General features: G+C 71.6%; 20 protein-coding genes and 1 pseudogene. 14 read left to right on the forward strand and 7 right to left on the reverse strand.

Annotated features, from left to right (window positions below; genetic code table 11):
* The 7 genes from ACZ597_RS34685 to ACZ597_RS34715 all read left to right on the forward strand — a co-directional run.
* Positions 1–714: acyltransferase domain-containing protein (locus tag ACZ597_RS34685; protein ID WP_471339216.1), on the forward strand; the 714-nt coding region annotated here is incomplete at its 5' end.
* On the forward strand, positions 707–1828 hold the full coding sequence (locus ACZ597_RS34690) for a DNA alkylation repair protein (RefSeq protein WP_471339218.1): 1122 nt from the start codon (positions 707–709) through the stop codon (positions 1826–1828). The genes ACZ597_RS34685 and ACZ597_RS34690, both read left to right, overlap by 8 nt.
* Positions 1825–5832 (forward strand): bifunctional SDR family oxidoreductase/pyridoxal phosphate-dependent aminotransferase family protein, encoded by a 4008-nt coding sequence (locus ACZ597_RS34695; RefSeq protein WP_471339220.1) that lies wholly within the window; start codon positions 1825–1827, stop codon positions 5830–5832. Before ACZ597_RS34690 ends, ACZ597_RS34695 begins: the two co-directional genes overlap by 4 nt.
* A 65-nt stretch (positions 5833–5897) precedes the next feature.
* The gene (locus tag ACZ597_RS34700) at positions 5898–6203 is read left to right on the forward strand and encodes a hypothetical protein (RefSeq protein ID WP_471339222.1); all 306 of its coding nucleotides are present in this window, start codon (positions 5898–5900) and stop codon (positions 6201–6203) included.
* Entirely contained in the window at positions 6203–7375 is a 1173-nt protein-coding gene (locus tag ACZ597_RS34705; RefSeq protein ID WP_471339224.1) for an arginase family protein, read from the forward strand. Before ACZ597_RS34700 ends, ACZ597_RS34705 begins: the two co-directional genes overlap by 1 nt.
* Positions 7375–8205: a thioesterase II family protein gene (locus ACZ597_RS34710; RefSeq protein ID WP_471339226.1), complete on the forward strand. Its 831-nt coding sequence runs from the start codon at positions 7375–7377 to the stop codon at positions 8203–8205. Before ACZ597_RS34705 ends, ACZ597_RS34710 begins: the two co-directional genes overlap by 1 nt.
* Entirely contained in the window at positions 8202–9803 is a 1602-nt protein-coding gene (locus ACZ597_RS34715) for an MFS transporter (RefSeq protein WP_471339228.1), read from the forward strand. Before ACZ597_RS34710 ends, ACZ597_RS34715 begins: the two co-directional genes overlap by 4 nt.
* 73 nt (positions 9804–9876) lie before the next feature.
* On the opposite strand, the gene ACZ597_RS34720 is transcribed toward ACZ597_RS34715, so the two are convergent.
* Positions 9877–10317 carry a VOC family protein gene (locus ACZ597_RS34720; protein WP_471339230.1) on the reverse strand — a complete coding sequence of 147 codons (441 nt, stop codon included), beginning with the start codon at positions 10315–10317 and terminating at the stop codon, positions 9877–9879.
* A gap of 262 nt (positions 10318–10579) precedes the next feature.
* Here ACZ597_RS34720 and ACZ597_RS34725 point away from each other — a divergent pair, with 262 nt between their 5' ends.
* Entirely contained in the window at positions 10580–10909 is a 330-nt protein-coding gene (locus ACZ597_RS34725) for a VOC family protein (protein WP_471339232.1), read from the forward strand.
* A 44-nt stretch (positions 10910–10953) separates the two neighbouring features.
* Here the strand turns inward: ACZ597_RS34725 and ACZ597_RS34730 are convergent, their stop codons facing one another.
* Together ACZ597_RS34730 and ACZ597_RS34735 are read right to left on the reverse strand one after the other, a co-directional pair.
* On the reverse strand, positions 10954–11853 hold the full coding sequence (locus tag ACZ597_RS34730; RefSeq protein WP_471339234.1) for a hypothetical protein: 900 nt from the start codon (positions 11851–11853) through the stop codon (positions 10954–10956).
* On the reverse strand, positions 11850–12863 hold the full coding sequence (locus ACZ597_RS34735) for an SPFH domain-containing protein (RefSeq protein WP_471339236.1): 1014 nt from the start codon (positions 12861–12863) through the stop codon (positions 11850–11852). The genes ACZ597_RS34730 and ACZ597_RS34735 overlap by 4 nt, the downstream gene beginning before the upstream one ends.
* Positions 12864–13072: 209 nt before the next feature.
* Here ACZ597_RS34735 and ACZ597_RS34740 point away from each other — a divergent pair, with 209 nt between their 5' ends.
* Entirely contained in the window at positions 13073–13294 is a 222-nt protein-coding gene (locus ACZ597_RS34740; RefSeq protein WP_471339238.1) for a hypothetical protein, read from the forward strand.
* A 238-nt stretch (positions 13295–13532) separates the two neighbouring features.
* Complete coding sequence (locus tag ACZ597_RS34745; protein ID WP_471339240.1) at positions 13533–14273, forward strand: class I SAM-dependent DNA methyltransferase; 741 nt, start codon at positions 13533–13535, stop codon at positions 14271–14273.
* A gap of 70 nt (positions 14274–14343) precedes the next feature.
* On the opposite strand, the pseudogene ACZ597_RS34750 reads toward ACZ597_RS34745, so the two are convergent.
* The 4 genes and pseudogenes from ACZ597_RS34750 to ACZ597_RS34765 all read right to left on the reverse strand — a co-directional run.
* Positions 14344–14591: pseudogene (locus ACZ597_RS34750) on the reverse strand (IS5/IS1182 family transposase); the annotation flags it as partial.
* Between the two features lie 3 nt (positions 14592–14594).
* On the reverse strand, positions 14595–15068 hold the full coding sequence (locus ACZ597_RS34755; RefSeq protein WP_471339242.1) for a tRNA adenosine deaminase-associated protein: 474 nt from the start codon (positions 15066–15068) through the stop codon (positions 14595–14597).
* A gap of 531 nt (positions 15069–15599) precedes the next feature.
* Positions 15600–16436, reverse strand: a complete 837-nt coding sequence (locus tag ACZ597_RS34760) for a PIG-L deacetylase family protein (RefSeq protein WP_471339244.1) — start codon at positions 16434–16436, stop codon at positions 15600–15602.
* Positions 16433–17488, reverse strand: a complete 1056-nt coding sequence (locus ACZ597_RS34765; RefSeq protein WP_471339282.1) for a bifunctional class I SAM-dependent methyltransferase/NUDIX hydrolase — start codon at positions 17486–17488, stop codon at positions 16433–16435. The genes ACZ597_RS34760 and ACZ597_RS34765 overlap by 4 nt, the downstream gene beginning before the upstream one ends.
* Positions 17489–17556: 68 nt before the next feature.
* Between ACZ597_RS34765 and ACZ597_RS34770 the strand changes: the two genes are divergently transcribed.
* From ACZ597_RS34770 to ACZ597_RS34785, 4 genes are read left to right on the forward strand one after another with little or no spacing between them, the layout of a single operon-like run.
* Positions 17557–19032 (forward strand): site-specific integrase, encoded by a 1476-nt coding sequence (locus ACZ597_RS34770; RefSeq protein WP_471339246.1) that lies wholly within the window; start codon positions 17557–17559, stop codon positions 19030–19032.
* Positions 19032–20801, forward strand: coding sequence for a hypothetical protein (locus ACZ597_RS34775; RefSeq protein ID WP_471339248.1), 1770 nt, complete (start codon positions 19032–19034; stop codon positions 20799–20801). Before ACZ597_RS34770 ends, ACZ597_RS34775 begins: the two co-directional genes overlap by 1 nt.
* Positions 20798–22978: a site-specific integrase gene (locus ACZ597_RS34780; protein WP_471339250.1), complete on the forward strand. Its 2181-nt coding sequence runs from the start codon at positions 20798–20800 to the stop codon at positions 22976–22978. Before ACZ597_RS34775 ends, ACZ597_RS34780 begins: the two co-directional genes overlap by 4 nt.
* A gap of 1 nt (position 22979) precedes the next feature.
* Positions 22980–23477, forward strand: a complete 498-nt coding sequence (locus tag ACZ597_RS34785) for a hypothetical protein (protein WP_471339252.1) — start codon at positions 22980–22982, stop codon at positions 23475–23477.
* Positions 23478–23937: the final 460 nt, after the last annotated feature.

Here is a 23937-nt window from a genome sequence, read left to right on the forward strand (position 1 = left end):
GTGGTCCACGCGGACGCGGATGCGGTGGTGTCGGCCCTGGCCGCGTATCCGGGGGTGGAGGTCGCGGCTTTCAACGCCCCGCGGGCGGTGACGGTGTCGGGGCCGGCGGACGCGGTGGCCGCCTTCCGTGAGGGTTCGGGGCTGCGGACCACGCCGCTGGTGGTCAGCCACGCCTTCCACTCGGCGCTGATGGAGGGGGCCGTCGCCCCCTTCACGGACGCGGTGGCGGGCACCCGGTTGTCGGCTCCGGTGCCCGCGTTCGCATCGTCGGTGTCGGGCGGCTGGCATTCACCCGAATCGGCCATGGACCCGGCGTATTGGGGCCGGGCGATCCGGGAGCCGGTGCGGTTCGGCGAGGCGGTGCAGACGCTCGGCACCCTGGGTGCGGGTGCGGTGTGGGAGATCGGTTCCCATCCGCAGCTGACTGCGCTCGCGCGGGCTTCGTGGGGTGAGGCGCAGCCGGTGTGGCTGAGCACCCTGCGCCGCGACCGTGTCGACCAGGCCGAGCTGCACGCGGCCCTGGCCGCGTACGTGAACGGGAGTCCGGCCGATCTGGACTGGTCGGGTCTGCACACCGGCAAGGGACAGCGCACGATCACCCTCCCCACCTACCCCTTCACACGCCAGCGGTTCTGGATATCCGCCGACCCGCACGTCACGAGCACCACGACGGACCACGAGAACGAGACGAAGAGGCAGCTGAACCATGGCTAGTGAATACGGACTGAAGCGACACTTCAACGGCGAGGCGGCCCGCCTGATCGGCGACCGGATCCGCGCCGTCCACCCCGGGTTCGACGTGGAGGGATACGCGGCAGAGGTCGAGGCGCGCATTCCCGGCAAGGAGCTGAAGGACCGAGTCCTCGTCCTGGCCGAGGGGCTGCGCACCCGCCTGCCCGCGGACTACTGCGCGGCCCTGCCGATCCTCCTGTCCGTCCTCGGCGACGAACTCGCCGAAGGCGAAGGCATGTTCAACACCAGCTGGTACCTCATGCCGGTCGCCCGCTTCGTCGAGGAGTACGGGCTGGACCACCCCGAGGAGTCGCTCGACGCCATCGAGGCGATCACCAAGCGGCACACCGGCGAGTACGCGATCCGCCCCTACCTCGAACAGCACTACGGACCGACGATGCAGCGCGTCGCCCAATGGGCCCTGAGCCCGAGCCACAACGTGCGCCGCCTGGCGACCGAGGGCGTCCGCTCCCGGCTGCCCTGGGCCCGGACCCTGACCGTGTTCGTCAAGGACCCGATGCCGGTCCTGGAGATCCTCGAACCGCTGCGCAGCGACTCCTCCGAGTACGTGCGCAAGTCCGTCGCCAACAACCTCAACGACATCTCCAAGGACCACCCCGACGTCGCGCTCGGGACCGCGCTGCGCTGGTTGGAGGAGAGCCCGACCCCCGAGACCCAATGGGTCGTCAAGCACGGGCTGCGCACCCTCGTGAAGCAGGGCGACCAGCAGGCCCTGGCCCTGCTCGGCGCGACGGGAGGCGAGCACGTCAGGGTGCCCCGGCTGCGGATCACCCCCGGGTCGGTGACCATCGGCGACACCCTCCTGATCAGCTTCGACATCGAGAACACCGACGACCGGCCGCACAGCATCGCCGTCGACTACGTGGTGCACCACGTGCGCAAGAACGGACGCACCATTCCGAAGGTCTTCAAGCTGACCACCCTCGAACTCGGCGCCGGCGAGAAGCGGTCCCTGGAGAAGGCGCACGCCATCAGGGAAGTGCAGACCCGCCGCTACTACCCGGGCGAGCACAGCATCGACATCCAGGTGAACGGCCTCGTCCAGGCCACCGAACGATTCGGCCTGCGCACATGAGCGGCCCCGGGTCGTTCCTGCGCGCCGCCGATCCGCTCGTCTCCGACCACCGGATCGGCGGTGTCCCGGTCGTCCCCGCCGCCGCGCAGATCGACGCCATGCTGTCGGCCTGTGACGCCGGACGCCCCGACTGCCAGTGGACGCTGGCGCAGGTCGCCTTCCGGGCGCCCCTGCTCATCGCCGGGGCCGGTGCCGAGATCGAGGTCCGTACGGGCGAGGACGGCCGGTGCGCGCTCCGTTCCGTGCTCCCGGAGGACGACGGCGGGCCGGTCGAGCACAGCACCGCCCGGGCGGCCGGCAGCCCGCTCCGGCCGCCCCGCTACGTCGACGTGGCGGCGCTGCGGGCCGGCTGCACGGAGCAGGTGCCGCTGTCGGCCGTGGCGGCGTGGCGCGAGGCGAGCGGGATCGCGTACGGGCCGGCCTACCGGGTGATCCGGTCGGCGCACCGCGGCCCGGACCGCATGCTGCTGATGCTCCGGGCCGCCGACGGTCCCGACACGGCGTCGGCGTCCCCCTTCGTGCCGCCGCCGTTGCTCGACAGCGTCTTCCAGGCGCTCGGCATGCTCGACGGCGGTGCGGCCGGGGCGTGCCTGCCCTGGTACATCGGCAGGCTGGTGGCCCGCCGGCGGATCTCCGGCACGGTGATCGCCCTGGTCGAGCGGGAGGAGCCGGTCGACGCCGGGAGCCGGGGCGGTGCCGTACGGGGAAGGGCCATGGTCTGCAACCAGCAGGGGGAGGTGCTGCTGGAACTGGACCGCATCACCCTCAAGGCCGCCGGATCCCCGGTGCCGGGGGGCATCGGGACGCCGGCGACCCCCGGGGCGTCGGCGGCCACCGCGGGGCCCACCACCCCCACCGCGGGGCCCACCACCCCCACCGCGGCCGCCGCGCCCGCCGGGGCGGCGGAGCCGAGGCCGGCGCCGCCGGCGGTAGCGGCCTCGGTTCCGTCGATCGAGACCCTCGTCTGGCGGGAGACCGGCGACCCCGCTTCCGCGCCGCCGCAGGCGGCCGGGGGGCCCGTGCTGGTCGTGTCCGCACATGCCCTCCGCGGCCCGGAGGGCCGGCGCCTCCTGCACCTGACCCCGGCGCAGCTCTCGGCAGAGGACGAGGACGCCCTGCCGGCCGGCGCCGACGTCCGGGACGTGGTCTACGTGGCACCGCGCGCGCTCACAGGCGGGGCCGAGGTGACACGGGCCCTGCGGGAGGTGTTCGCGCTGGTGCGCCGACTCGCGGCCCGCCGGCCGATGCCCGCCCTGCTGATCGTCACCGCCGGCGCCCATCAGGTGACGGCGCAGGACCTCGTCGACCCCTTCATGACCGCCCTGTGGGGCCTCGGCCGCACGCTGCGGGTCGAGCACCCCCGCAGCGGAGTCCGCCTCCTCGACCTCGGCACCGGCGAGCGGACCGGCCCGGACGGCGATGACGCCGCGGCCGTGTGGACGGCGCTCGGCGGGGACCGGCCCGAACTCGCCCGGCGCGGCGACACCTGGTACGAACCCTCCTTGCGGCCCCATGCGCCCGAGGGCGCCACCGGCCCGGAGCGCTACCGGGGCGGCCGCTTCCTGGTGACCGGCGGCATGGGCGGCATCGGACTGCGCGTCGCGGAGTTCCTCGCGGAGGAGGGCTGCGCCCACCTGACCCTGGCCGGACGCACCGTGCCGGACCGGGGAGGGGCCCGGGAACGCCTCGACCGGCTCGCGGAACGCTGCGACCTGGCCGTCGTGGCGGCGGACGTCCGCACCCTGCGCGAGGCACTGCCCGCCGACGCACGCTACGACGGGGTGTTCCACAGCGCCGGCGTGCTGCGCGACGGACTGGCGCGCGGCCTGACCCCGGAGCAGGTGGACGCCGTACTCGGGCCCAAGATCGGCGGAGCGCACGCGCTCGCCGACCTGGTCTCCGGCTACGAGAGGCCCGCGTTCGTCGCCCTGTTCTCCTCGGTCGCGGCGGTACGGGCGAACCTCGGCCAGAGCGCCTACGCCGCGGCCAACGCCTACCTGGACGGCTACGCCGCCCGCCAACGTGCCGAGGGCCGGCCCTGGTACAGCCTCGGCTGGGGCCTGTGGACCGTCGGCATGGGCGAGTCCATCGCCCCGAAGGCCGCCGCGCACGGCATCCCGGCCCTCACCGCCGACGACGGCATCGACCTGCTCCGTACGGCCCTGGGCCGGCCACCCGCCCACTACGTTCTGTCCGCCGCCGCGAAAGCGAGGGATGTACCCATGACTGCTCCCACGTCCGAAACCGGACTGTGGCCGTCGCTCACCCGGGCGATCGGCAAGGTCCTGCTCGTCGACGGCGTGGCCGCCGAGGACGATCTGCTGGAGCTGGGCCTGGACTCGATGATGGCCGTCGAGCTGGCCGCGGAACTGACCCCCGACGGGCTCGACATCGACCCGATGGTGTTCTTCGAGCACACCAACGTCGGCGGGCTGCTCACCCACCTCGAATCGCTCCCGCGCAGCGTTCCCGCCCCGACGTCCCGGACCGTACCGGCAGCCGCCCCGGCCCCGGTCACCGCAGCGGTGCGGGGGCCCGTCCCCGCACCGGTCCGTGAGGTGCCCTCGGCGGCTCCGGCGGCCGCGACGCTCCCCGTGCCGCCGCCGCGGCCGGCCGTGCCGGCGGACCGCCCGCCGGCCGCCGCGGGCCGGGTCCCCGCCGACTCCTTCGTCCCCGACTGGGACCGCTTCAGGGACGTGCCGCAGGCCCCGCCCGCCCCGGCGCCGGCCGCGGCACCCGCGTCCGTGCCCGCGCCGGCGGCGGACCGGATACCGCGGCGGACCCTGCCCGGCCGGCTGGCCGACGCCCCCCACGGCAGGTTCCTCGACCGCCGCATCGACGCCCTGTCGGCGGAGGACCGCCTGATCGTCGCCAAGGACGAGTACTTCTACGAGCCCGTCATCGAGGAGGCGACGGGCCCCCGGATCAAGTTCGACGGCCGGTGGTTCCTGAACTTCGCCTCCTACAGCTACCTCGGACTCATCGGCCACGACTACATCGACGACCAGGTCCTGCGCGCCGTCGAGCGGCACGGCACCGGCGCGCACGGCGTGCGGCTGCTGGCGGGCACCCTGCACCTGCACCGCGAGCTGGAACTGGCCCTGGCCCGCTTCCTGGGCACCGAGGACGCCATCGTCTTCTCCAGCGGCTACATGGCGAACGTGGCGACCGTCGGCGCCCTCGTGGGCCCCGGGGACTTCGTCATCGGCGACGTCTACAACCACGCCAGCATCCTGGACGGGTACCGGCTGTCCGGCGCCTCGGTCATCACCTACGCCCACAACGACCTCGCCGACCTGGAACGCGCCCTGCGCAAGGCGGGCGACGCGGGCCGCCTGGTCGTCACCGACGCCGTGTTCAGCATGGACGGCGACGTGGCCGACCTGCCCGGCATCGTGGAACTCTGCGAGCGCTACGACGCCCCGCTGATGGTCGACGAGGCGCACAGCCTGGGCGTGCTCGGCGACACCGGCCGCGGCATCACCGAGCACTTCGGCATCGACCCGGCACGGGTCGACGTCAAGATGGGCACCCTCTCCAAGACGGTGCCGAGCGCGGGCGGCTACGTCGCCGGGTCCCGGGACCTCGTCTTCGCGCTGAAGAACAACGCCCGGGGCTGGATGTTCTCGGCCGCGGCGCCCCCGGCCCAGGTGGCGGCGGCGAAGGCCGCGCTCGAAGTGATGGCGGCCGCTCCGTCCCTCACCCGGGAACTGCGCGCCAGGACCACCCGCTACCGCGAGCAGCTGCGCGCCCTCGGCTTCGACACCCTGGCCGGCGAGACACCGGTGGTGCCGATCATCTGCAGGACCGCCGACCAGGCGGGGGCGATGGCCAGGCTGTGCCAGCTCGACGGCCTCTTCGTCCAGCCGATCGTCTACCCGGCCGTGCCGCGCACGCTGCCCCGGCTGCGGACCATCGTCAACCTCAGCCACTCGGACGCCGACCTGGACGCGGCCGTCGTGACGCTGGAGAAGGCCGGCCGCGCCTGCGGCCTCATCCACTGAGCAACCGAACCGGACGGACACCACCGTGCGCCGACCGCGCGCACGGCGACGAAGGGGGTACCGGGATGACCGACATAGACACCACGGCGTTCTTCGGAGCGGTTCTGAAGACCATCGCCTCGACCCGCAACCACGGCACCGACCTCAGCGAGTTCGCGTCCGGCGTGGTGGAGCCCACCGCGCGGATCCGCACCTTCGAGAAGGAGGTCGGCGACCGGCGGCTCACCACCACCGAGGCCGGAGAGGTGCTCGGCCTGCTGGAGACCACCCTGCGCACCAAGCGCACGGCGGACGAGGAGCGCGAGTACTACCTCCAGTACATCGAGAAGGTCGCCGGGCTCAGCCGCGCCTCCCTGGGCGTGTCCGGCTGATGAGCGCCTCCCGTCTCGCGTGGTACAGCCACGAGATCTGCTTCTGGCACGACCCCGGTCCCGGATCGGGGTACGTGCCGGTCGGACCGGGCGTCGAGCCGCTGCGCCAGTTCGCGGTCGACCCCGACCTCCGGCGTGCCGAAGGCCTGGTGAAGGCGTCCGGCGTGATGGACCGGTTCACCGGCGTCACCCCGGCGCCGGCCTCCGACGAGGACCTGCTGCTCGTGCACGTACCCGAACACATCGAGCGGGTCGAGGCGGCCTCGGCCGCCGGCGCGGGTGACGCGGGCGTCTACGCGTACGTCAACTACCACAGTGCGCAGGCCGCACGGCTCGCCGTCGGGGCCTGCGTGCAGGCGGCCACGGGCGTCGTGGAGGGCCGCTTCGACCGGGCGTACTGCCTGGTGCGGCCGCCCGGCCACCACGCCGAGCCGGACAGGGCGATGGCCCTGTGCCTGTACAACAACCTGGCGGTGGCCGCCCGCGCCGCGCAGCGCCGCGGGGCGCGCCGGGTGCTGATCCTGGACTGGGACGTCCACCACGGGAACGGCATCCAGCGGACGTTCTACGAGGACCCCGACGTGCTGTACGTATCGGTGCACCAGGACGGGCTGTTCCCGGCCGCGTCCGGTCTCGTGATGGAGACCGGTGCGGGCGGGGGAGCGGGCAGCACGCTCAACGTGCCGCTGCCCGCCGGCTCGGGCGAGGGCGCCTACCTCGCCGTGATGGACCGGATCGTGGAGCCGGCCGCCCGCGCGTTCCGCCCCGACCTGATCCTGGTGGCGGCGGGGGTCGACGCGAGCGGCCACGACCCCATGGGCCGGATGCTGTGCACCAGCCGCACCTTCCACAGCATGACCTCGGCGATGTGCCGGCTCGCGGACGAACTGACCGGGGGCAGGATCGTCTTCGCCCACGAAGGCGGCTATTCGGCGTGGTACCAGCCGATGCTGGTCCTGGGCACGGCGGCGGCGATCGCCGGCCTGCCGGCCCCGCAGGACCCGTTCCTGCACTCCCTGGAGCACCTTCCGGGCCAGCGCCTCCAGCGGCACCAGGACCGGGTGATCACCCACCTTGAGGAGCACCACCCCCTGCTGGCGGGCTCCCCGGCCGGGGCCGTGCCGGGGGCCGCGCCCGTGCCTTCGGCCGCGTCCTCCAACGGGGGGCCGTGATGGGCGGCTGGTGGATGACGGTGGGCAGCGGTGCCCGGCGCGTGGCCGGCACCGGCAGGGTGCCGGGCCCGGCCCGCCCCCGGTTCCGGGTCGTGGCGCTCCCGCACGCCGGCGGGTGGCCCTCCGCGTTCCGCTCCTGGTGGCAGGTGCTGGCCGAGGACGTCGAGTGCGTGATCGCCCAGCTGCCCGGCCGGGGCGCCCGGATCAACGAGCAGCCGCTGACCCGCGTCGAGCCGCTGGTGGAGGCCCTCGCACGGGACCTCGCGGAGCTGGAGCCGCTGCCGTACGCGGTCATCGGGCACAGCTTCGGCAGCGTGCTCGGCTACGAACTCACCCGCGCCATGGAGCAGAAGGGACTGCCCCCCGCCCTGCTGGCCGTCTCGGCCCGCCAGCCCCCGTGCTTCCCCAGTGAGCCCCCGTTCGCGCACCTCCGCGACGACACCGAGCTGATGGGGCACCTGACGGACATCGGCGGGATGTCCCCGGGGCTGATGGAGCGTGCCGATCTGATGCGGCCGTCACTCCGCGCGATCCGTGCCGACCTGGAGGCGATGGAAACCTACCGGCGGCCCCTGTCCGGCACCCGCGTCCCCATCCTGGCGCTCAGCGCGGTCGACGATCCGGTGGTCATCGACGACCGGATGCACCTGTGGTCGCTGGAGACCTCGGGCGGTTTCGGCCGGCGGACCTTCACCGGCGGCCACTTCTACCTCTACACACCCGCCAACGCGGCGACGGTCGCCGCGCACCTCGTGCCCGGCCTCGACGACCCCCGGTCGAGGACGCTCGCCCCCGCACCCCCGCCCTACGACCGTGTCGGGCACCGATGAGCACCACCCCGAAAGGAACTACCGTGAGCACCCACGCTGAAACCCCCTTACAGGCCGGACCCCGGGAGTGGTTGGGCCTGGCCGTACTGGCGCTGCCCACCCTGCTGCTGTCCATCGATGTGAGCGTGCTGCACCTGGCGGTACCGCACATCAGCCAGGGCCTGAACCCCTCCGCCTCGCAGATGCTGTGGATCATCGACATCTACGGCTTCCTGATCGCCGGCTTCCTGGTGACCATGGGGACGCTCGGCGACCGCATCGGCCGCCGCAAGCTGCTCCTCATCGGCGCGGCCGCGTTCGGCCTCGCCTCCCTGGCCGCCGTCTTCGCCGACGACCCGGCCACGCTGATCGCGGCGCGGGCGGCGATGGGCATCGCCGGAGCCACGCTGATGCCCTCGACCCTCGCCCTGATCATCAACATGTTCGGCGACGCGCGGCAGCGCGGCGTGGCGATCGCCGTCTGGGTCACCATGTTCTCGGTGGGCATCGCCCTCGGCCCGGTGGTCGGAGGCGCCATGCTCGAATACTTCTGGTGGGGTTCGGTCTTCCTGCTCGGCGTGCCCATCATGGCGCTGCTCCTGGTGGCGGGCCCCGCCCTGCTGCCGGAGTACCGCGACGAGGAGGCCGGCCGGCTCGACCTGGCCAGCGTGCTGCTGTCGCTCGCCGCGACCCTTCCGGTGATCTACGGGCTGAAGGAGATCGCCAACGACGGCCTCGGCCCGGTCCCGCTCGGGGCGCTCGTCGTGGGGCTGTTCCTCGGCACGGTGTTCGTCCGCCGGCAGCGCACGCTGGAGAGCCCGCTGCTGGACCTCGGCCTCTTCCGCAGCCGGACGTTCCGCACCGCACTGGTGACACTGCTGCTCAGCATGCTCGTGGCCGGCGGCACCTACCTGACGGTGACGCAGTTCCTCCAGCTCGTCGGCGGACTGTCCCCCCTGAAGGCCGGCCTGTACCTGCTGCCCGCGGCGTTCGCGCTGATCGTGACGGCGGTGGTGTCCCCGATGGCGGCGGCCAGGTACCGTCCCGCGTACGTCGTCGCCGCCGGCCTGGCCCTGTCCGGCGTCGGTCACCTGGTGCTGAGCACCGCCGACAGCTCCTCGGGCATCGCCCAGGTGGTGACCGGCTTCGCCCTCGTCTACGCCGGAGGCGGTCCGCTGATCGCCCTGGGCACGGACATCGTCGTCGGATCGGCCCGGCCCGAGCAGGCCGGCTCGGCCGCGGCCCTCTCCGAGACGAGCACCGAACTCGGCATGGCACTGGGCGTGGCCCTGCTCGGCAGCCTCGGGACCGCCGTGTACCGCGGTGGGGTGGACGTCCCCGCGGGTGCGCCGGAGGCCGCCGGTGACACGCTCGCCGGAGCGGTCGAGGCGGCGCGGGGCCTCTCGGGGGACGCGGCGACCACCCTGCTGGCCTCTGCCCGGGAAGCCTTCGCCGACGGCCTGAACCTCATCGGCGGCATCGGGGCGCTCGTGGCGCTCGCCTCCGCCGTGCTGGTGGCGGTCGTCATCAAGTCGCCGGCCACCGGAACGGACGGGGACCCCGTCGCTTCCGACGGTCCGGCCGACGGCGCCGTCCCCGCCGTCAACGTGGAGGCGTGACGCGCCTCACCGACCCTGCCGGGGCAGGCCGGAGGCCGGTGCGGCCCGCGTCCCACGACGCGGGCCGCACCCGTCAGCCCCCGGCCCCGGAACCGTCCTGGTAGCCGGCGGCGTAGGCGGCCGTCGGGGCGATGGGCGTGATGACGTCGATCAGGACGCCGTCTGGGGCGGCCACGATGAAGTGCCTCTGGCCGAACGCCTCGCTGCGCAGCGGGAGTTCCGGTCGCAGTCCGGCCCCGGTCACGAGGCGCGCGTACTCGGCGTCCACGTCGGCCACCTCGAAGTTGAGGAGCAGCCCCCGCGCCGGCCGGCGGAAGGCCTCCGGCACGGTCTCGTGCCCCGCGGAGACCAGGGCGAGCTCGTAGTGCGGCGGCTCGGGCCGCCGCAGGCTGACGTACCAGTCGCTGGTATAGGTCGTCTCGAATCCGAACAGCGAGGTGTAGAACGCCACGGACTCGCCGAGCCGCTCGGTACAGAGCACGGGATAGAAGCCGGTCAGGGCGGAGGAGGTCATCGCGGCACCGTTCTGGGGCGGGTATGCGGTCGTTTCATCACAACGACGCGCCCGCCCGTGCGTCACGCCCGGTCCTGCTCGCCGGCCCCGGCGGGCGATCCCTGCGTGGCGTTGGTCCGGCTGCCGCCATGTCCTGTGCACAGCGGCCGAGTTGAGGGGGAGGGGCCGTGTTGACATGCCGAACGGCGCGTCACTAGCTTCGGTTCGCACACTGTTGGTACGCGAACGGAGATGGCGTTCCATGCTGAGCAGCTTCTGTCCCGTGATCTGCACCTCTCGGCCGGAGGAATCCCGCAGCTTCTACAACAGACTGTTCGGCTTCACCGCCACCCACGTGACCCCGTGGCACGCCGGCCTGAGCCGGCCCGGTTCGCCGCGCCACGAGCTCGCCCTGCTCGACCACGCGCATCCGGACCTGCCCGAAGCCCTCCGCCGGCCGGTGCGCGCCGTACGGCTCACCCTCACCGTGGAGGACCGTCCGCAGGAGTGGGCGCGGCTCGCAGCGCTGGGGGCGGCGGGAGACCCGGACCGGAAACACCTGGTCGTCACCGATCCCAGCGGGGTCCGGATCGACATCGTCGCATCGACCTGAAACCTGACCTGACCTGAAACCTGACCTGACCGGCGGGAGGCCGCTCACGTCACCAGGCGCAGCGACGTCGCCGCGATGCCCAGCCGTACGCTCTGGCCCCAGGTGAGTTCCAGGGCGTCGGCCTCCATCCCGTCGCCGAACACGACGATCCGGTCCGACTCCACCGTCAGCCGCAGCCCCTGCCCGTGCCCCAGCTCGCCGGTGACCCTCGTCGTTCCGGTCGCGGGCGACGGCCAGGCCTCGCGTACGAACCACAGGAGCCGCCGGTCGCACGGTGCCGGCAGCGCCGCCGTGCTGCCGCGCTCCAGCCACAGGGAGCGCAGCCAGCCGGTCGCTCCCGTGCCGGTGCCCACCAGCACACCGGAGGACGCCTGGGCCTCGCCCGGGCCCTCCTCGCCGTCGGGGCCCAGACGGTAGCGGGCGGTCTGGTGGCCCGGCGGGCCCAGGTAGATCTCGTTCAGGGCGAGAAGGCGCTGGGTGTCGTCGGCGACGGCCTCGACCATGGTCAGCTCCTCCGCCCGGCCCCCGGCGGCAACCGCGGCGCCCAGCAGGGCGGCGGCGTCGGCGCTGCGGTGCCGGACCAGGATCCCCGGGTTGCGCCCCGGGTCGGTGTCGATGCCCACCACCGGTTGCCCGAGGAGGTACTTCGCGGTGTTGGCGACCAGCCCGTCCTGCCCCACCACGACCACCACGTCCTCCGGGCCGAACAGGAAGCGGTCCAGGTCCGCCCGCTCGACCCGGGTGGTGCGCCAGGTGAGCGGCACCGCCGCCGCCACTTCCCGCAGCGCCCGCTGCGCGCGGTCGTGGCGGCGGGCCACCTCGTCGATCGAGCGGCCCCGGCTGGAGAGGAAGAACGCGGCCTGCCCGTGCGTCCCGTGCCGCGCGAGCAGCTCCTCGTACTCGGTCGTGCGGTGCACGAGCACCGCACGCGGGGCCAGGCTCACTCGTCCGCCCCGCCGTCCGGACGTCCCAGCCGGGCGAGGAGTCCGGTGAGGACGTCGGGGGAGAGGGTGATGCTGTCGATCCGCGGCAGGTTCTCCGCCAGCCGGGTCGCCGCCAGGGCGTGCAGCGTGCCGGGGCCGGCCTCGCCGTGCACCCGCAGCCAGGCTGCCTGGGCTTCGGCGCGCGCCGCGCCCGTCTCGCGGGCCGCCTCGGCGTCCGCGCGGGCCAGCCGGACCTTGCGGGCCGCCTCGGCCTCGGTCCGTACGGCGTCCGCCGCCGCCTTCTCCTCCGCCTCGCGCCGGGCGTTGGTGCCGCGCTGGTCGACCAGCTGCTCCTCGCGCCGGGCCAGTTCGATCTGACTGGCCAGCTCGTTCTCGGCGATGGCCCGCTCGCGCTCGACGGCGACGGCCCGCCGTTCGTACGTGGCCCGGTCCGCCTCCTGCTGGATCTGCTCGCGGGCCGGGGTGCGCAGGGCGCGCTCCACCTCGGCCTCGGGGCGGATCGCCACGACCCGTACGGCCACCACGTCGATGCCGGTGGCCGGGAGCCGGGGCTCGGCGGCGAGACCGTCGGCGACCCGCTGCCGCACGGCCGCGACGCCGTCCGCCAGGGTGGCGGCCAGCGGGGTCCGGGCCAGTACGTCCAGTGTGTGCTGCTGCGCGGTCTCGGTGAGGAGGGTGGCGATCTGCTCCAGGGGCGCGCCGCGCCAGCTGCCGGTGTCCGGGTCGACGGAGAAGTCGAGCCGGTCCGCGGCTGAGGCCGGGTCGCTGATCCGGTAGGTGACGGTGGCCTGCACCGTGACGTCCTGGAAGTCGGCCGTGCGGGCGTGGAAGGCCATGGCCAGCTCCCGGTCGTCGACCGGTACTTCGGAAAGCGCCGCCGACAGCGACCGGTACCAGAAGCTGAGCCCCCGTCCGTCGTGGACCAGCCGGCCGCGCTTGTGGTGGCGGATGTGAGCGGTGGGTGCGGATCGCAGATGGCGCCAGCCGAGGCGCCGGGTGATGTCGGCCATGGGAACCCCCTCTATCTCGTCAAGGCGACGATAAGAGGGCTGCCGTCATATCGTCAAGAGGACGAAAAGGATCCGGCCGCGTCCTGGCGCCGGATCTCGTCGCGCGGATCAACGGCCCCAGGTGCGGATCCCGAAATGAGTAGCGGGTACGGGGCGCTGTGAGTATTCCGACCGTGACGCCGGGCCGGGGGCACGGGTTCACTGGGGTCATGCCCACATCGAACCCCGAGCAGGAGCGAGGACGTTGGGACCGGTTCAGGTCCTGGTCCTGGTCCCGCTTCCCGGAGGCCCGCCGCGTCCGCCCGTGCCAGTGGTGCGGCCGGCCGGTCCCCCAGCCCTTCCCGGGCGCGGCCAGGCTGACCTGCTCCGCCGACCACTGGCTGCGCGACGTCCGCGACAACTTCTGGCGCAAGCTGTGGGACAGCCTCTGAGCCTGACGTTCAGCCAACGGTCGGTTCCTCGGTCTGCGAACGCTGAGCTGCGCGACAGCGGCGGCTGCCTGCACAGGCTTGTCCAGGGCCGCTCGGCCCCGTTTCTCCACTCCGGGGTGCGGGGCGGTACGGCCGAAGCCCTGGCGAGGCGACGACGAGTTGCGGGCGGTGCACGCTGAGCCGCGGAGAACTCAAATGCGTCGACAGCGCGCCGCGGCACGCGGCACAGTGGCTACCCGTGACGAGCAGTGAACTGTGGACCCGCGCGACCGCCGACCGCTACGACGCCGAGGAGGCCGAGGCGTCCTCGGCCGCCGTTCTCGGACCGACCCTCGCCTTCCTCGCCGAGCTCGCCGGAGACGGCCGGGCGCTGGAGTTCGCCATCGGAACCGGACGGGTGGGCGTCCCGCTCCGAGAACGGGGCGTGCCGGTGGTGGGCGTCGAACTGTCCGAGCACATGGCAGCGGTGCTGCGGCGCAAGATCGACGAGGGCACCCTGCCGGTGGTCATCGGGGACATGGCCACCACGGTCGTTCCCGGCGGGTTCACCCTGGTCTATCTCGTCTACAACACCATCACGAACCTGCTCACGCAGGACGAGCAGGTCGAGTGCTTCCGCAACGCCGCACGGCATCTGGAGCCCGGCGGCCGGTTCGTCATCGAGCTGGGTGTGCCGCCGCTGCGGCTCCTGCCTCCCGGCCAGGTCGCGGTGCCGTTCGACGTCTCTCAGCAGCATCTCGGCTTCGACACCTTCGACCTGGTCGAGCAGATGCTCGTCTCGCACCACCTCACCCGCGACGGCGACGACGGCCGCTACCGCCGCGAAAACTCCCGGCACCGGTACGCCTGGCCGGCGGAGCTCGACCTCATGGCGCGGATCGCCGGGCTCGAGCTGGAACGTCGCGTTGCGGACTGGGACGGGTCTCCGTTCACCCAGGACTCCGCGAAGCACGTCTCCGTGTGGCGCAAGCCGGCCTGAGGTCGGCCACCGGGCCGCAAACGTCGGCCGGGCCTGTTTCGAACTTCCATCGGCAGTGCAGGCGTCGCCGGCAGATCAGTGCGCATCCGAGGGGGAGGAAGGCTTCGTGGATGTCGTCGCGGATCTCCCAGCGGATCCGCAGGCGGCGGAACCAGTGCAGGTGGGCGAATGCTCGCTCCACGACCCAGCGTTGCGTGTGCCCGGGCCCGAGCCGTGCTCGGTGCCCCGGCGGGCGATCAGCGGCTTCACGCCGAGGTCCCGGACGAGGCGGCGGTACTTGTCGTGGTCGTGGTCGTGGCCGCGGTCGCCCGGCACCACCGCTCATGCCTTCACGCGGTCGAACTCGGCGGCGAACCCGCACCGCTCCGCGATCACCCGCAGCTGGTCGTCCGGCAGGCTGTCCGGCCCCGCCAGCACGGCGGTCATTCCGTCGGCGGTGAGCCCCAGGTCGGAGACGATGCCCAGGTCCCCGACCGGGAGCCCGCCCCGCGCGTCCTCGTCGGGCGGGGCGGAGCCCAGGGCGTCCAGTGCCTGCGCGGCGAGCGTGTGCCGGTGCGCCGCCCGTGCGTCGGACAGCAGCAGGGCCGTTCCGGCCGGCGTGACGCGCAGGATCAGGAAGAACGCCTCGTCCGCGTTGAAGAACCCGAACGACGCGTCCGAGGTCCCCGCGCCGCGTACCGCGGCGACCGCCTCGGCCAGGCCCGTGAGCGCGGTGCGGTCCAGTCGGGTGCACTGCCGGCGGCCGTCCTGGCGGGCTACGGCGACCGCGTACCGGTGGTTCCTTCGTTCTGTCACGGCCCCACAGGTGCCCCGTCGGGGCCTCCGATAGCCATGGGACGGCCCGCCGTGGCCCACACGGAGCAAGCGGCGCCCCGTCTCCGCGGTACGGACGAGCCCGGCCAGAGGCCCGGACAATCCGATCTGGCTGCGCCCCTGATGCGGGCGAGCCGCGCGCGTCCGGTCCCGGGCCGCCTCCTCGCCCTCGAAGCCGGCCTCCACCCCACCCCGAACGTGCAGGAGGGGTGAAGGCGGCGCGGGACGGTCAGTCCGTCAGCAGTGCGTCGCGCACCGGAATCCCTTGGTGAACTCCCTCCGCCCTCGGCTGAGGTCGTCGAGGATCACGGGGGTGATGCCTGCCTCCAGGCAGAGGCGACGGTGCTACCGGTGTAGCCGGCCCCTCCGGCGATGAGGACGGTCGTCACCATGCTCTCTTCCTGGTCGATGTGGCCGGGTAGGCAACCGGTACCCAGGCTAGGGGAAAGGGCTGTGCCCCCATCGCCGGTCGCGGTGGATGACTCCTGCCGGGATGGCCTTGCGGAGTTCGCCCTATGGCGCGAGCTGGGTGAGCCCCCTGACTGCACTCTCGGAGTGGAGCCGGTAGAAGTGCTCCGTGCCGATGATCTTGTTCCGGATCGTGTCCGGGAGGCGGGACAGGAGGGCGGGAAGGGGGCGTTCCTTGGCGACTTCGCTGCGGTGGGAGAGGATCGCGGCCCACTTCGTGGCGAGCCACGGCCGCACGTCGACCGTCGCCGTGATCATTTCGTCGGGCACGCTCAGGAGCGACTTGTCCACGCCTGTGAGTACGGGGCCCAGGTAGCCGAGGGCGGAGTGGGGGTGGGTGGCCGCGTACAGGGCCGCGGGCTGCCAGGGCTGCCCGGCCTCGGGGTAGAGGTGTTCCAACCCGGCGGCGCTGAAAGCCAGGGTGGTGGCGCGGTGGGTGTGGCGGTGGTCGGGGTGGCCGGTGAGCTGTCCGTAGGCGTCGTGGGTGACCACGAGGTCGGGCCGGAACTGCCTGATGTGCCGCACGAGGGCCTCGATCACTTCGTCGAGTGGTGCGTCGCACAGGCGCGGGCGGCCGGGGGCGGAGTGGGGGATGCGGTGGTCGGCGTACCCCAGCATGCGGGGTTCGCCGGCGCCGAGGGCGGCCGTGGCGGCGGCGAGTTCGGCGGCGCGGTGGCTGTCGGGCGCCCAGGTGGTGGTGACGACGGCCGTCCGGGCTCCGGAGTCGGCGTGCTGGGCGAGGACTCCGCCGGCTACGAGGGACTCGTCGTCGGGGTGGGCGAAGACGCCGAGCAGGCTGGGCAGGGGCACGGGGGCCAGTGCGACGTGTCGCCGAGCCGGCCCTCGGCGGTGGGGGTGGTCGGTGGGGGTGGTGCTGCTCATCGGCGTCGGTCTCCCTGAGAAGGAGCCGGAAGGGCGGACGGCAGGTTCCGGACCGACTGCTCGCGGAGCCGGACCGCCGCAGCCGGCTCGCCCGAGGCCGGCGGTACGTGGCCGACGGGCCTGGGGGTGTGGTGTGCGGGCGGGACCTCGGGCAGCAGGCCCGGCCATGCGACGTTCAGGGCCTGGGCGGAGGCCGTGAACAGCGGCTGCGGCAGATGACCCAGGGCGGAGGGGCTGTGCCATTCCCAGCGGCTGACCAGCTCGGGTTCCCGTGCCGCGGGCCGGCCGGTGTGGTCCGTGATGCGGGCGATCTCGGTGATGCGGGTGAAGCCGTGGGTGGCGTCACACAGCGTGCCCAGCAGGAGCACGTCCTGCGGCCGGGCGTTCAGGCCTGCCTCTTCGGCGAGTTCGCGTACGGCGGTGGCCTCGAACGCCTCGCCCGGCTCTACCTTCCCGGCGGGGAGTTCCCACATGGCGCGGGCGTGGTTCCAGCCGAGGAGGACCTGCCCGCGGTCGTTGGTGACGACGACCGCGACACCGGCCATCGCGGTCGGCTTCGGGGTTCGCTTCTCGCTGTAGGCGACCGGGTCGGTCTTGGGCCTGCTGAGCAGCAGGATGGTGGTGTCGCCGGCCTCGATGCGGTCGGTGTGCTGCCAGCCGGCGGTGAGGAGGTCGATCTCGGCGTCGTCCAGGCAGATTCCGCGCAGCTCCTGCCGGTGCCGGTCGGCGTGCGGGGTGATCACGCACAGGGTGCCGTCCTCGTCGAGCAGGGCGGCCAGTTCGGTGACCGTGCGGGTGCGGTCGGGCAGGTGGGCCAGGGCCCTGCGCATGGTGATGGCCCGGTATCCGGGCCCGGCGGACGGGGCGAGGGCGGTGATGTCCCCGCTGGTGATGTCGAGCCGGTGGTAGGCGATTCCGTCGGACGGTGCGGCGGCGGCCCGCTCGATGGCGGACTCGGCCCAGTCCACCGCGTCGACCATGTACCCGGCCGTGGCCAGGAGGCGGGCGAGCTCGCCGGTCTTGTTTCGACATAAGTGCAGTGTCTCTTTGATGGCCGAGCCTCCCGCTGGCCAGCAGCTGTGAGGGAGCCGGGGGTGTCTCTTTGGCTAGCATCCCCGGCATGGAACAGGCGTTCTACTCATCAGAGGGCTGGGAAAGTTGGGGCTTGGAGTTCAAGCCGGTTATTCCTGAGGGGATGGTGCTCGTCTTCAATGACGACCTTCGGTTTGAAGACGAGCACGGCTTGCGTACTTCAGCGATCGTGAACCGGTGGGCCTGCGAGCTTCCGACTAACGGATGCCCCGCGGCGAACTCCTGGACATCGTATGTCGGCGCCGTACGCCAGTGGTCGGAGTTCGGAGAAGAACACGGGGTCGGCCTCTTCGACAGTCGAGAGCGGCTCAAGGCGCTGCTGAGCGCCTACGCGGTCTACCGCTCGCAAGGCCCCATCAGCGGCAGACAGAGGTTCAGGGTCACCACCTGGAACCAGCACATGACCATGCTCAGCATCTTCTACGCCTGGGCGATCGAGAACGGCTACACCACCTCCCTGCCGTTCACCTACCGGCAGGCCACGGCCGTCTTCTCCGGGCAGCGGCGGGAGGTCCGCCGGAACTCCGCCAGGCGCCGCCAGCCGAAGCCCCACGTGACCATCAAGTACCTGGAAGACGAGTTCGCCGACCTGTTCCACAAGGGCCTGGCCCGGCTGCAGCCCGATGGATCGGTGGAACGCGGCTACCGCGGCCGCGAGATGGCCCGCAACGCGGCGGTTGGCCGGTTTGTCTTCTCCTCCGGGCCGCGCAAGCAAGAATTCTCCTACCTTCTGGCCTGCGAGGTACCGAAGTTGCCCAGCCGTCGCAGCGAGGTGCCAGTGCTCGTCCCGCTGCCAGAGGGCATCACCAAGGGCAGCAAGTTCCGAAACGCATGGATCAACTACGACGCGCTGGCTGAGCTGCACAACTACCTGGAGTTTGAGCGGGCCGCAGCAGTTCAGGGATCAACCTGGATGCCGCCGCGGCGCTGGGGCGAACCGCTCGTCGTGACCGAGGTGACGGCCCTGGGCGGCAGGGTCAACGGCACCTGGACGACCTGGGAAACGCTGGGCCCGCCCGAACGTCGCCGCCTCGTCGCGCCCGGAGGCGGGTCGATGCTGCTCTCCGTGTGCGGCCCGGGGCGCCCGTTCACCGACTGGAACACCGTGTTCGAGCGCGCGTCGGACCGGATCCGTGAACGCTACGAACCGCGATTCCCCCATGTCACCCCCCACCGCGGGCGCCACACCTTCGCCATGCAGACCATGGCCAAGCTGGTACGCGGCTACTACGAACGGGCCGCACGCCTGGTCAAGGACAGCGATGAGGACGCGGGACTGGCGTTGTACCTCAAGACCACCGAGCCGCTGCTGGTCCTGCGCGACCTTCTTGGCCACTCCAGTGTCCTGACCACGGAAGTTTATCTCAATCGCCTGGATACGACCCGAATCTTCGCCGAACTGCACCAGCGGGTCGGCGAGGCCACCGGGCTCTTGCCAGCGTCGGCCGTCCGCGAGGCCGAAGCGGAGTTCGACGACGCAGACGACGACAGCGAGGACATCTGATGCCTGCCACCGTACTCGAGGACCCACTGGGCATCGCGGCCGTGTTCAGCGACGGGACGAGCGTGTCGATGATGGTGAACGTCACGGCGGGCGGCAAGACCTACGCCACACGGAACCCTGCCCTCGCTCAGGACATGCTGCTGGGGCTCGCCGATCTCGTACACCCGCACGGCGACATCGACGCGAAGCGCACACTCAACGACTACACCGCGGCGATCCGCGCACTGACCAACGGTCTGGCCGACCAGGGATTTACCGGCGGCGCGGCCGAGTTGACACGTGCTCACCTGGCCCAACACTGGCTGCGAGGTGCCCACCGTGCCGCACTGGAGTCCCTCAGCCGACGGATGCTCGCCCGCGCCGACGATCTCCACGGACTGCTGAAAGCGGATGTTCGGGCAATGGTGGACGGCCGCCATTTCCAGATCCAGCGCCAGTCCGAGAACACGCTCGCTCCGTACACCGAGAGCGAGTGGGCCCGACTCGCCAAGGCATGCGAGACGGTCGTCACGGATTCGTACTCCGCCTATGGCAGAGCAAGGAGAGCCGCTGAAGACGGACAGGATCCGCTCAAGGGCGGATGGAGCGAGGCCAACGTGTACTGGGCCTATGCGCAGTTCGGACCGGTGGAGGCGACGCCATATGCCGACTGGTCGCCGGGCCACTTCTCCGGCCTGCCGGAGAAGCAGTTCCCGTACCGCAAGGTCGCCGTCTCGGCGATGCTGTTCCCCGATGCTTCCACCGTGCTGGCCTACCGACTGTTGTTGGGCATCTACACCGGCATCGTGCCCGACGGCTTGGACGACCTCGGGCTGGGTGATGTGGACTGGGCCGGCGAGTCGACCGTCCTGCTCTCTTACATCAAGGGCCGCACGGCCGAGGAGAGCCGGACTCTGACGAAGCGGGCCAGCCGGCTGCTGGAGCAGTGGCTGGACCACTCCTCTGTAACCCGGAGGTTCGCTCCGGCGCACATGCGCGACGCCTTGTGGGTGCGCTACGTACCCCGCGGCGTGCACCACTGGGTGACCACGGCGACCACCAACGAGACCAGCCAGAAGTGGGTCCTTTCGCAAGGGCTCCTGGCCGACGGCGGCGGACCGCTGCAACTGCATCTGCACCGGATCCGGACGACCTATGACTCGATGCGGGACCGCCGCGCCTGGGCGGGCAGCCGACGTGCGACGCTGGATCCCAACCGCAGCCCGCAGGTCGAAGCCGACCACTACCTCGGCGCCGGCACGCCCGAGCAGCAGGCTCTGGTCGAGGAGATCATCATCGAGGCGCAGAACGACATGCTGCGCAAGGCCGAGACGCCGATGGTGATTGCCACCGAGGACGCCGCAACCCTGGTGCGGGATTACCCCGAGCAGGTCGCCGCTCTCGGACTGGACGACACGGCGCTCGCCGAGCTCGTCCGCGGGGAACGCGATGTCTTCAGCGCTGCCTGCGGCGACCACCTGTCGGGACTGCACGGGCCCAAGGGCAAGCCGTGTCCCGCCCGTCCATGGGTTTGCCTGCTCTGCCCGCTGGCACTGTTCACTCCGCGGCACCTGCCGAACCTGATGCGCCTGCGCGCGTTCTTTGCCCGCCAGTGGGACCAGAGGACTGCCGAGGAGTTCATGCGGAATTTCGGCCCGTACGACCAGCGGGTAGCCGAGATTCTCGCCCCCGATGTCCACTTCCCCTCCGCGACGCTGCTGGAGGCTGCCGCTCAAGTGACCGATACCGACGACGAGTTGCCCCTGCGGCCGGAAGAGGCGACGCGATGATGAGCCGCATCACAACCACTGTCCTGTCCCAGGGCCACCATCACGCCAGTCCGCTGGCGGACGTCGACATCTGCCAGGTCGTGGGCCTGGCGGTTCGTCCGGGCGGGATCCGGCCGCTGGTCGGCCAGCTGATCTGGGACTTCGCCGATCTGGAGGACTTGCCCGCCCACCTGCAGCCGGCCCAGGCCCGAGTGGACTTCACCGGCATCCACAGCCCGAAGTGGCGGACCCTTGCCCAGGAGTACATGTTCGCGCGCATGGCCCCGGGGCACGAGGCAGTGCGGCGCCTGCCCAGCGCGTTCCGTATCCCGCTCCACCTCAAGACCTGCGGAAACCGTTTGGACGAGCTGAGGCGGTGGCTCAACTGGCTCACCGAGCGCGGCGTCACGTCACTGGAACACGTGACACAGGAGCACTGCCAGGGCTTCTACGAGTCCCGTCGGCATACCCGGGGCACGCACAAAGGCCCGTTGCGCCCGTCCGGCCAGAGCACACGCATGGCCGCGGCCCAGGTCGTACAGGAACCTGCCTTCTACAGCGAACTGTTCACCACGGACCGCTTCGCCGAAGGGTTCGTCCCGTGGGCCGGCCGAAGCCCCTACGAAATCGCGGGCTGCAAGCGGGCCGGAGAGAACATCGCCCAGCCGCTGCGTGACGAGGCACTGCGGCCCTGGCTGGCCGCCGCCCTGTACATCGTACAGACGCTCGGTCCCCACATGCTCGAACTGATCCGCACCGTGCGGCAGTACGACGACGGGGCGCCCTGGAAGAGCGAGGGCACTCAACTGGAGCGCCTGGAAGCGGCCATACGTACCCACCTCGACCAGGGCGTCCCCCTGGAGCCGGTCGGCGCCAGGGAGGTCAGCTCGCGGACCGACGAGGGCTGGTCCGCCGAGGACCCCCTGCTCGCGGTGAACGTGCTCTCCATCGCCCGGGAGGCGGGGATAACGTCCTTCGCCTACCAGTACCTGCCCCCGCTGCGTCCCCTGCTGGAACAGACCTTAGCGGCGGTGGGACTGCGGCCGAGATGGGCGTGGAACGCCGCCCAGGTGGACCGCGCCGACGGCACCGGAACAGTTCCGTGGACCGAAGGCTTCGCCACCGCCGAAGAAGCGGGCCACATGGTGGAGCGGATCCGCACCGCCTGCCAGGTCGTCGTCGCCCTGCTCACCGGCGTACGCAACAGCGAGTTGGCGGCGATGCCGCTCGACGCGTGCGTCCCCCCGCAGGACCTCGGCGCCGGACGCATGCGCTACCGCCTGCGGACCAAGCTGATCAAGGGCCAGGAGAAACTGGGCGGGGTGTGGGAGGAATGGGTCACCGTGGCCCCCGCCTACGACGCGGTCGCCCTCGCCGTGCAACTGGTGGATCCCCGTCGGCCCACCAAGCACGTCTTCGGCCGCACCACGATGGCCAACCGCTGCGCCAAGCTGCGCCGGTGGGTCAACGGCCCCGAGGGACAGCGCCTGGGCCTGGAGCCGATTCCCGAGGACAAGATCAATATGCGCATCACTCGCCGTACCCTGGCCGTGGCACTCGCGCACCGGCCCGGCGGCCTGCTGGCCGCCAAGATCCACCTCAAGCATGTCTCGATCGTCACGACCGAGGGCTACGCCGCCAGCCCTGGCGGCTCCCAGGCCAAGTTCATGGCGGAGGTCAGCGCGGAGGAGCAGGCCCGCAACAAGAACCTTACCCTGGCGGCGTTTCGCGACTACCAGAACGGGATCCGTCCTGCCGGGCCTGGTGCCCGCGATCTGGTTGACCATTTCAAATCCGTCGATGAGGAGATCCTCGCGATGCAGACATCGTCACCCGGTACCCGTCCCGGGGACGAGGAGGTGATCCAACTCCTGGCCCGCCGGGCGAAGACCCTGCACCTGGGAATCGCGAACTACTGCTGGTTCGCCGATCCCTCCAGAGCGCTGTGCCTGCTTCTGGCCGGCACACCGAAAGCGGACAAGCCGCTGGTCGGCATGTGCGACTCGGCCCGCTGCCCACAGGCCACCCATCATCGCGCACACAGGCCGGTGTGGGCCTCCAGCGCGGAGAACAAGAAGGTGTTCATCGGCAAGATCGGGCGTGGACAGAAGGACGAGAAGGCACGCCTGCAGAGGGAACTCGATCGCGACCTACGGGTGTTGGCCGAGATCGACGCCGCAACCAGACCGGCAGCGTGACATGGGACGTATCAGCGAGGACACCCGAGCCCGCAACGAGGAGGCGATCCGAGCCGCGATGGACCGGCTACTGCGTGGCGACCTGCCGCCCGGGGGCAAATGCGATCTGCGGACGCTTGCGAGCGAGGCCGGTGTGCCCCGCACAGCCTTCTACGCCAAGAAGAACCGCGACGGCACCACCCGGCCAGGGCCGTATCAGCACCTGGCCCAGGAGTTCGAACGACGCCTGTCCGCCCTGCGCGACGCCGGCTCGGTCCCTGATCCCCGGGCTGCGCAGATCGAAAGGCTCAAAGAGGCCAACACCACACTCAAGTCCCGGCTGGATCAGCGTGATGCCGAGTTGGAGACGCTCAAGGACTTCAAGCGACGTGCCCTCTCTCAGATTGCCGCCCAGCACCTGGAGATCGAGCGTCTACGGGAACAAACCGCAGCTGTCGGCAACGTCCGCAGGCTCCCTCCGGGCAGGGCGGGAACGGCGCCGTACGGGTCATGCAGCTGAAGCCCTCCCCGCATGGGAGGTTTGCTGCCCGCGCCCCGAGCAGCTCAGCGGTCTCATCGACCACGCCCGCCATGCGGCTTCCAGACACACTCCTCGTTCGGTTTCAGTGCTGTAACCCGCTTGTGCGTATGGCCAGTCGGATCGACGGACACGACGCCAACCGGTTGCCAGCATCGGTAGGCTGCGCTTCGTCTTGCAGGTGGACGATCGCACATGGGGGCAGGTGTGGCGCGCGAGGCGCATTCTTCACCAGACGAATCGACTTCAAGGGAGCGTCGGCCGGGCATCGAGAGGACAGCGGCCTGGCTTGCCTCCTGCCTGGTCAGTTGGGTGCTCCTATACCCGTTCTTCGGGCCATCGGCTGCACTCCTAGGGCTGTACATGCCGTTCTTTGTGTACTTCCCAGGTCCCTCGCCGGTAGCCATATGGAGGGCCGGGAAAATCGGCAAGCTTGGGGCTT

The sequence above is a fragment of the Streptomyces sp. NPDC040718 genome, from assembly GCF_055593565.1.

Coding starts and splice junctions, on each gene's coding strand:
- ACZ597_RS34690 (WP_471339218.1), top strand. CDS start 707: ATGGCTAGTGAATACGGACTGAAGCGACACTTCAACGGCGAGGCGGCC.
- ACZ597_RS34740 (WP_471339238.1), top strand. CDS start 13,073: ATGCCCACATCGAACCCCGAGCAGGAGCGAGGACGTTGGGACCGGTTC.
- ACZ597_RS34705 (WP_471339224.1), top strand. CDS start 6,203: ATGAGCGCCTCCCGTCTCGCGTGGTACAGCCACGAGATCTGCTTCTGG.
- ACZ597_RS34780 (WP_471339250.1), top strand. CDS start 20,798: ATGATGAGCCGCATCACAACCACTGTCCTGTCCCAGGGCCACCATCAC.
- ACZ597_RS34695 (WP_471339220.1), top strand. CDS start 1,825: ATGAGCGGCCCCGGGTCGTTCCTGCGCGCCGCCGATCCGCTCGTCTCC.
- ACZ597_RS34760 (WP_471339244.1), bottom strand. CDS start 16,436: ATGAGCAGCACCACCCCCACCGACCACCCCCACCGCCGAGGGCCGGCT.
- ACZ597_RS34770 (WP_471339246.1), top strand. CDS start 17,557: ATGGAACAGGCGTTCTACTCATCAGAGGGCTGGGAAAGTTGGGGCTTG.
- ACZ597_RS34735 (WP_471339236.1), bottom strand. CDS start 12,863: ATGGCCGACATCACCCGGCGCCTCGGCTGGCGCCATCTGCGATCCGCA.
- ACZ597_RS34720 (WP_471339230.1), bottom strand. CDS start 10,317: ATGACCTCCTCCGCCCTGACCGGCTTCTATCCCGTGCTCTGTACCGAG.
- ACZ597_RS34710 (WP_471339226.1), top strand. CDS start 7,375: ATGGGCGGCTGGTGGATGACGGTGGGCAGCGGTGCCCGGCGCGTGGCC.
- ACZ597_RS34775 (WP_471339248.1), top strand. CDS start 19,032: ATGCCTGCCACCGTACTCGAGGACCCACTGGGCATCGCGGCCGTGTTC.
- ACZ597_RS34715 (WP_471339228.1), top strand. CDS start 8,202: ATGAGCACCACCCCGAAAGGAACTACCGTGAGCACCCACGCTGAAACC.
- ACZ597_RS34785 (WP_471339252.1), top strand. CDS start 22,980: ATGGGACGTATCAGCGAGGACACCCGAGCCCGCAACGAGGAGGCGATC.
- ACZ597_RS34700 (WP_471339222.1), top strand. CDS start 5,898: ATGACCGACATAGACACCACGGCGTTCTTCGGAGCGGTTCTGAAGACC.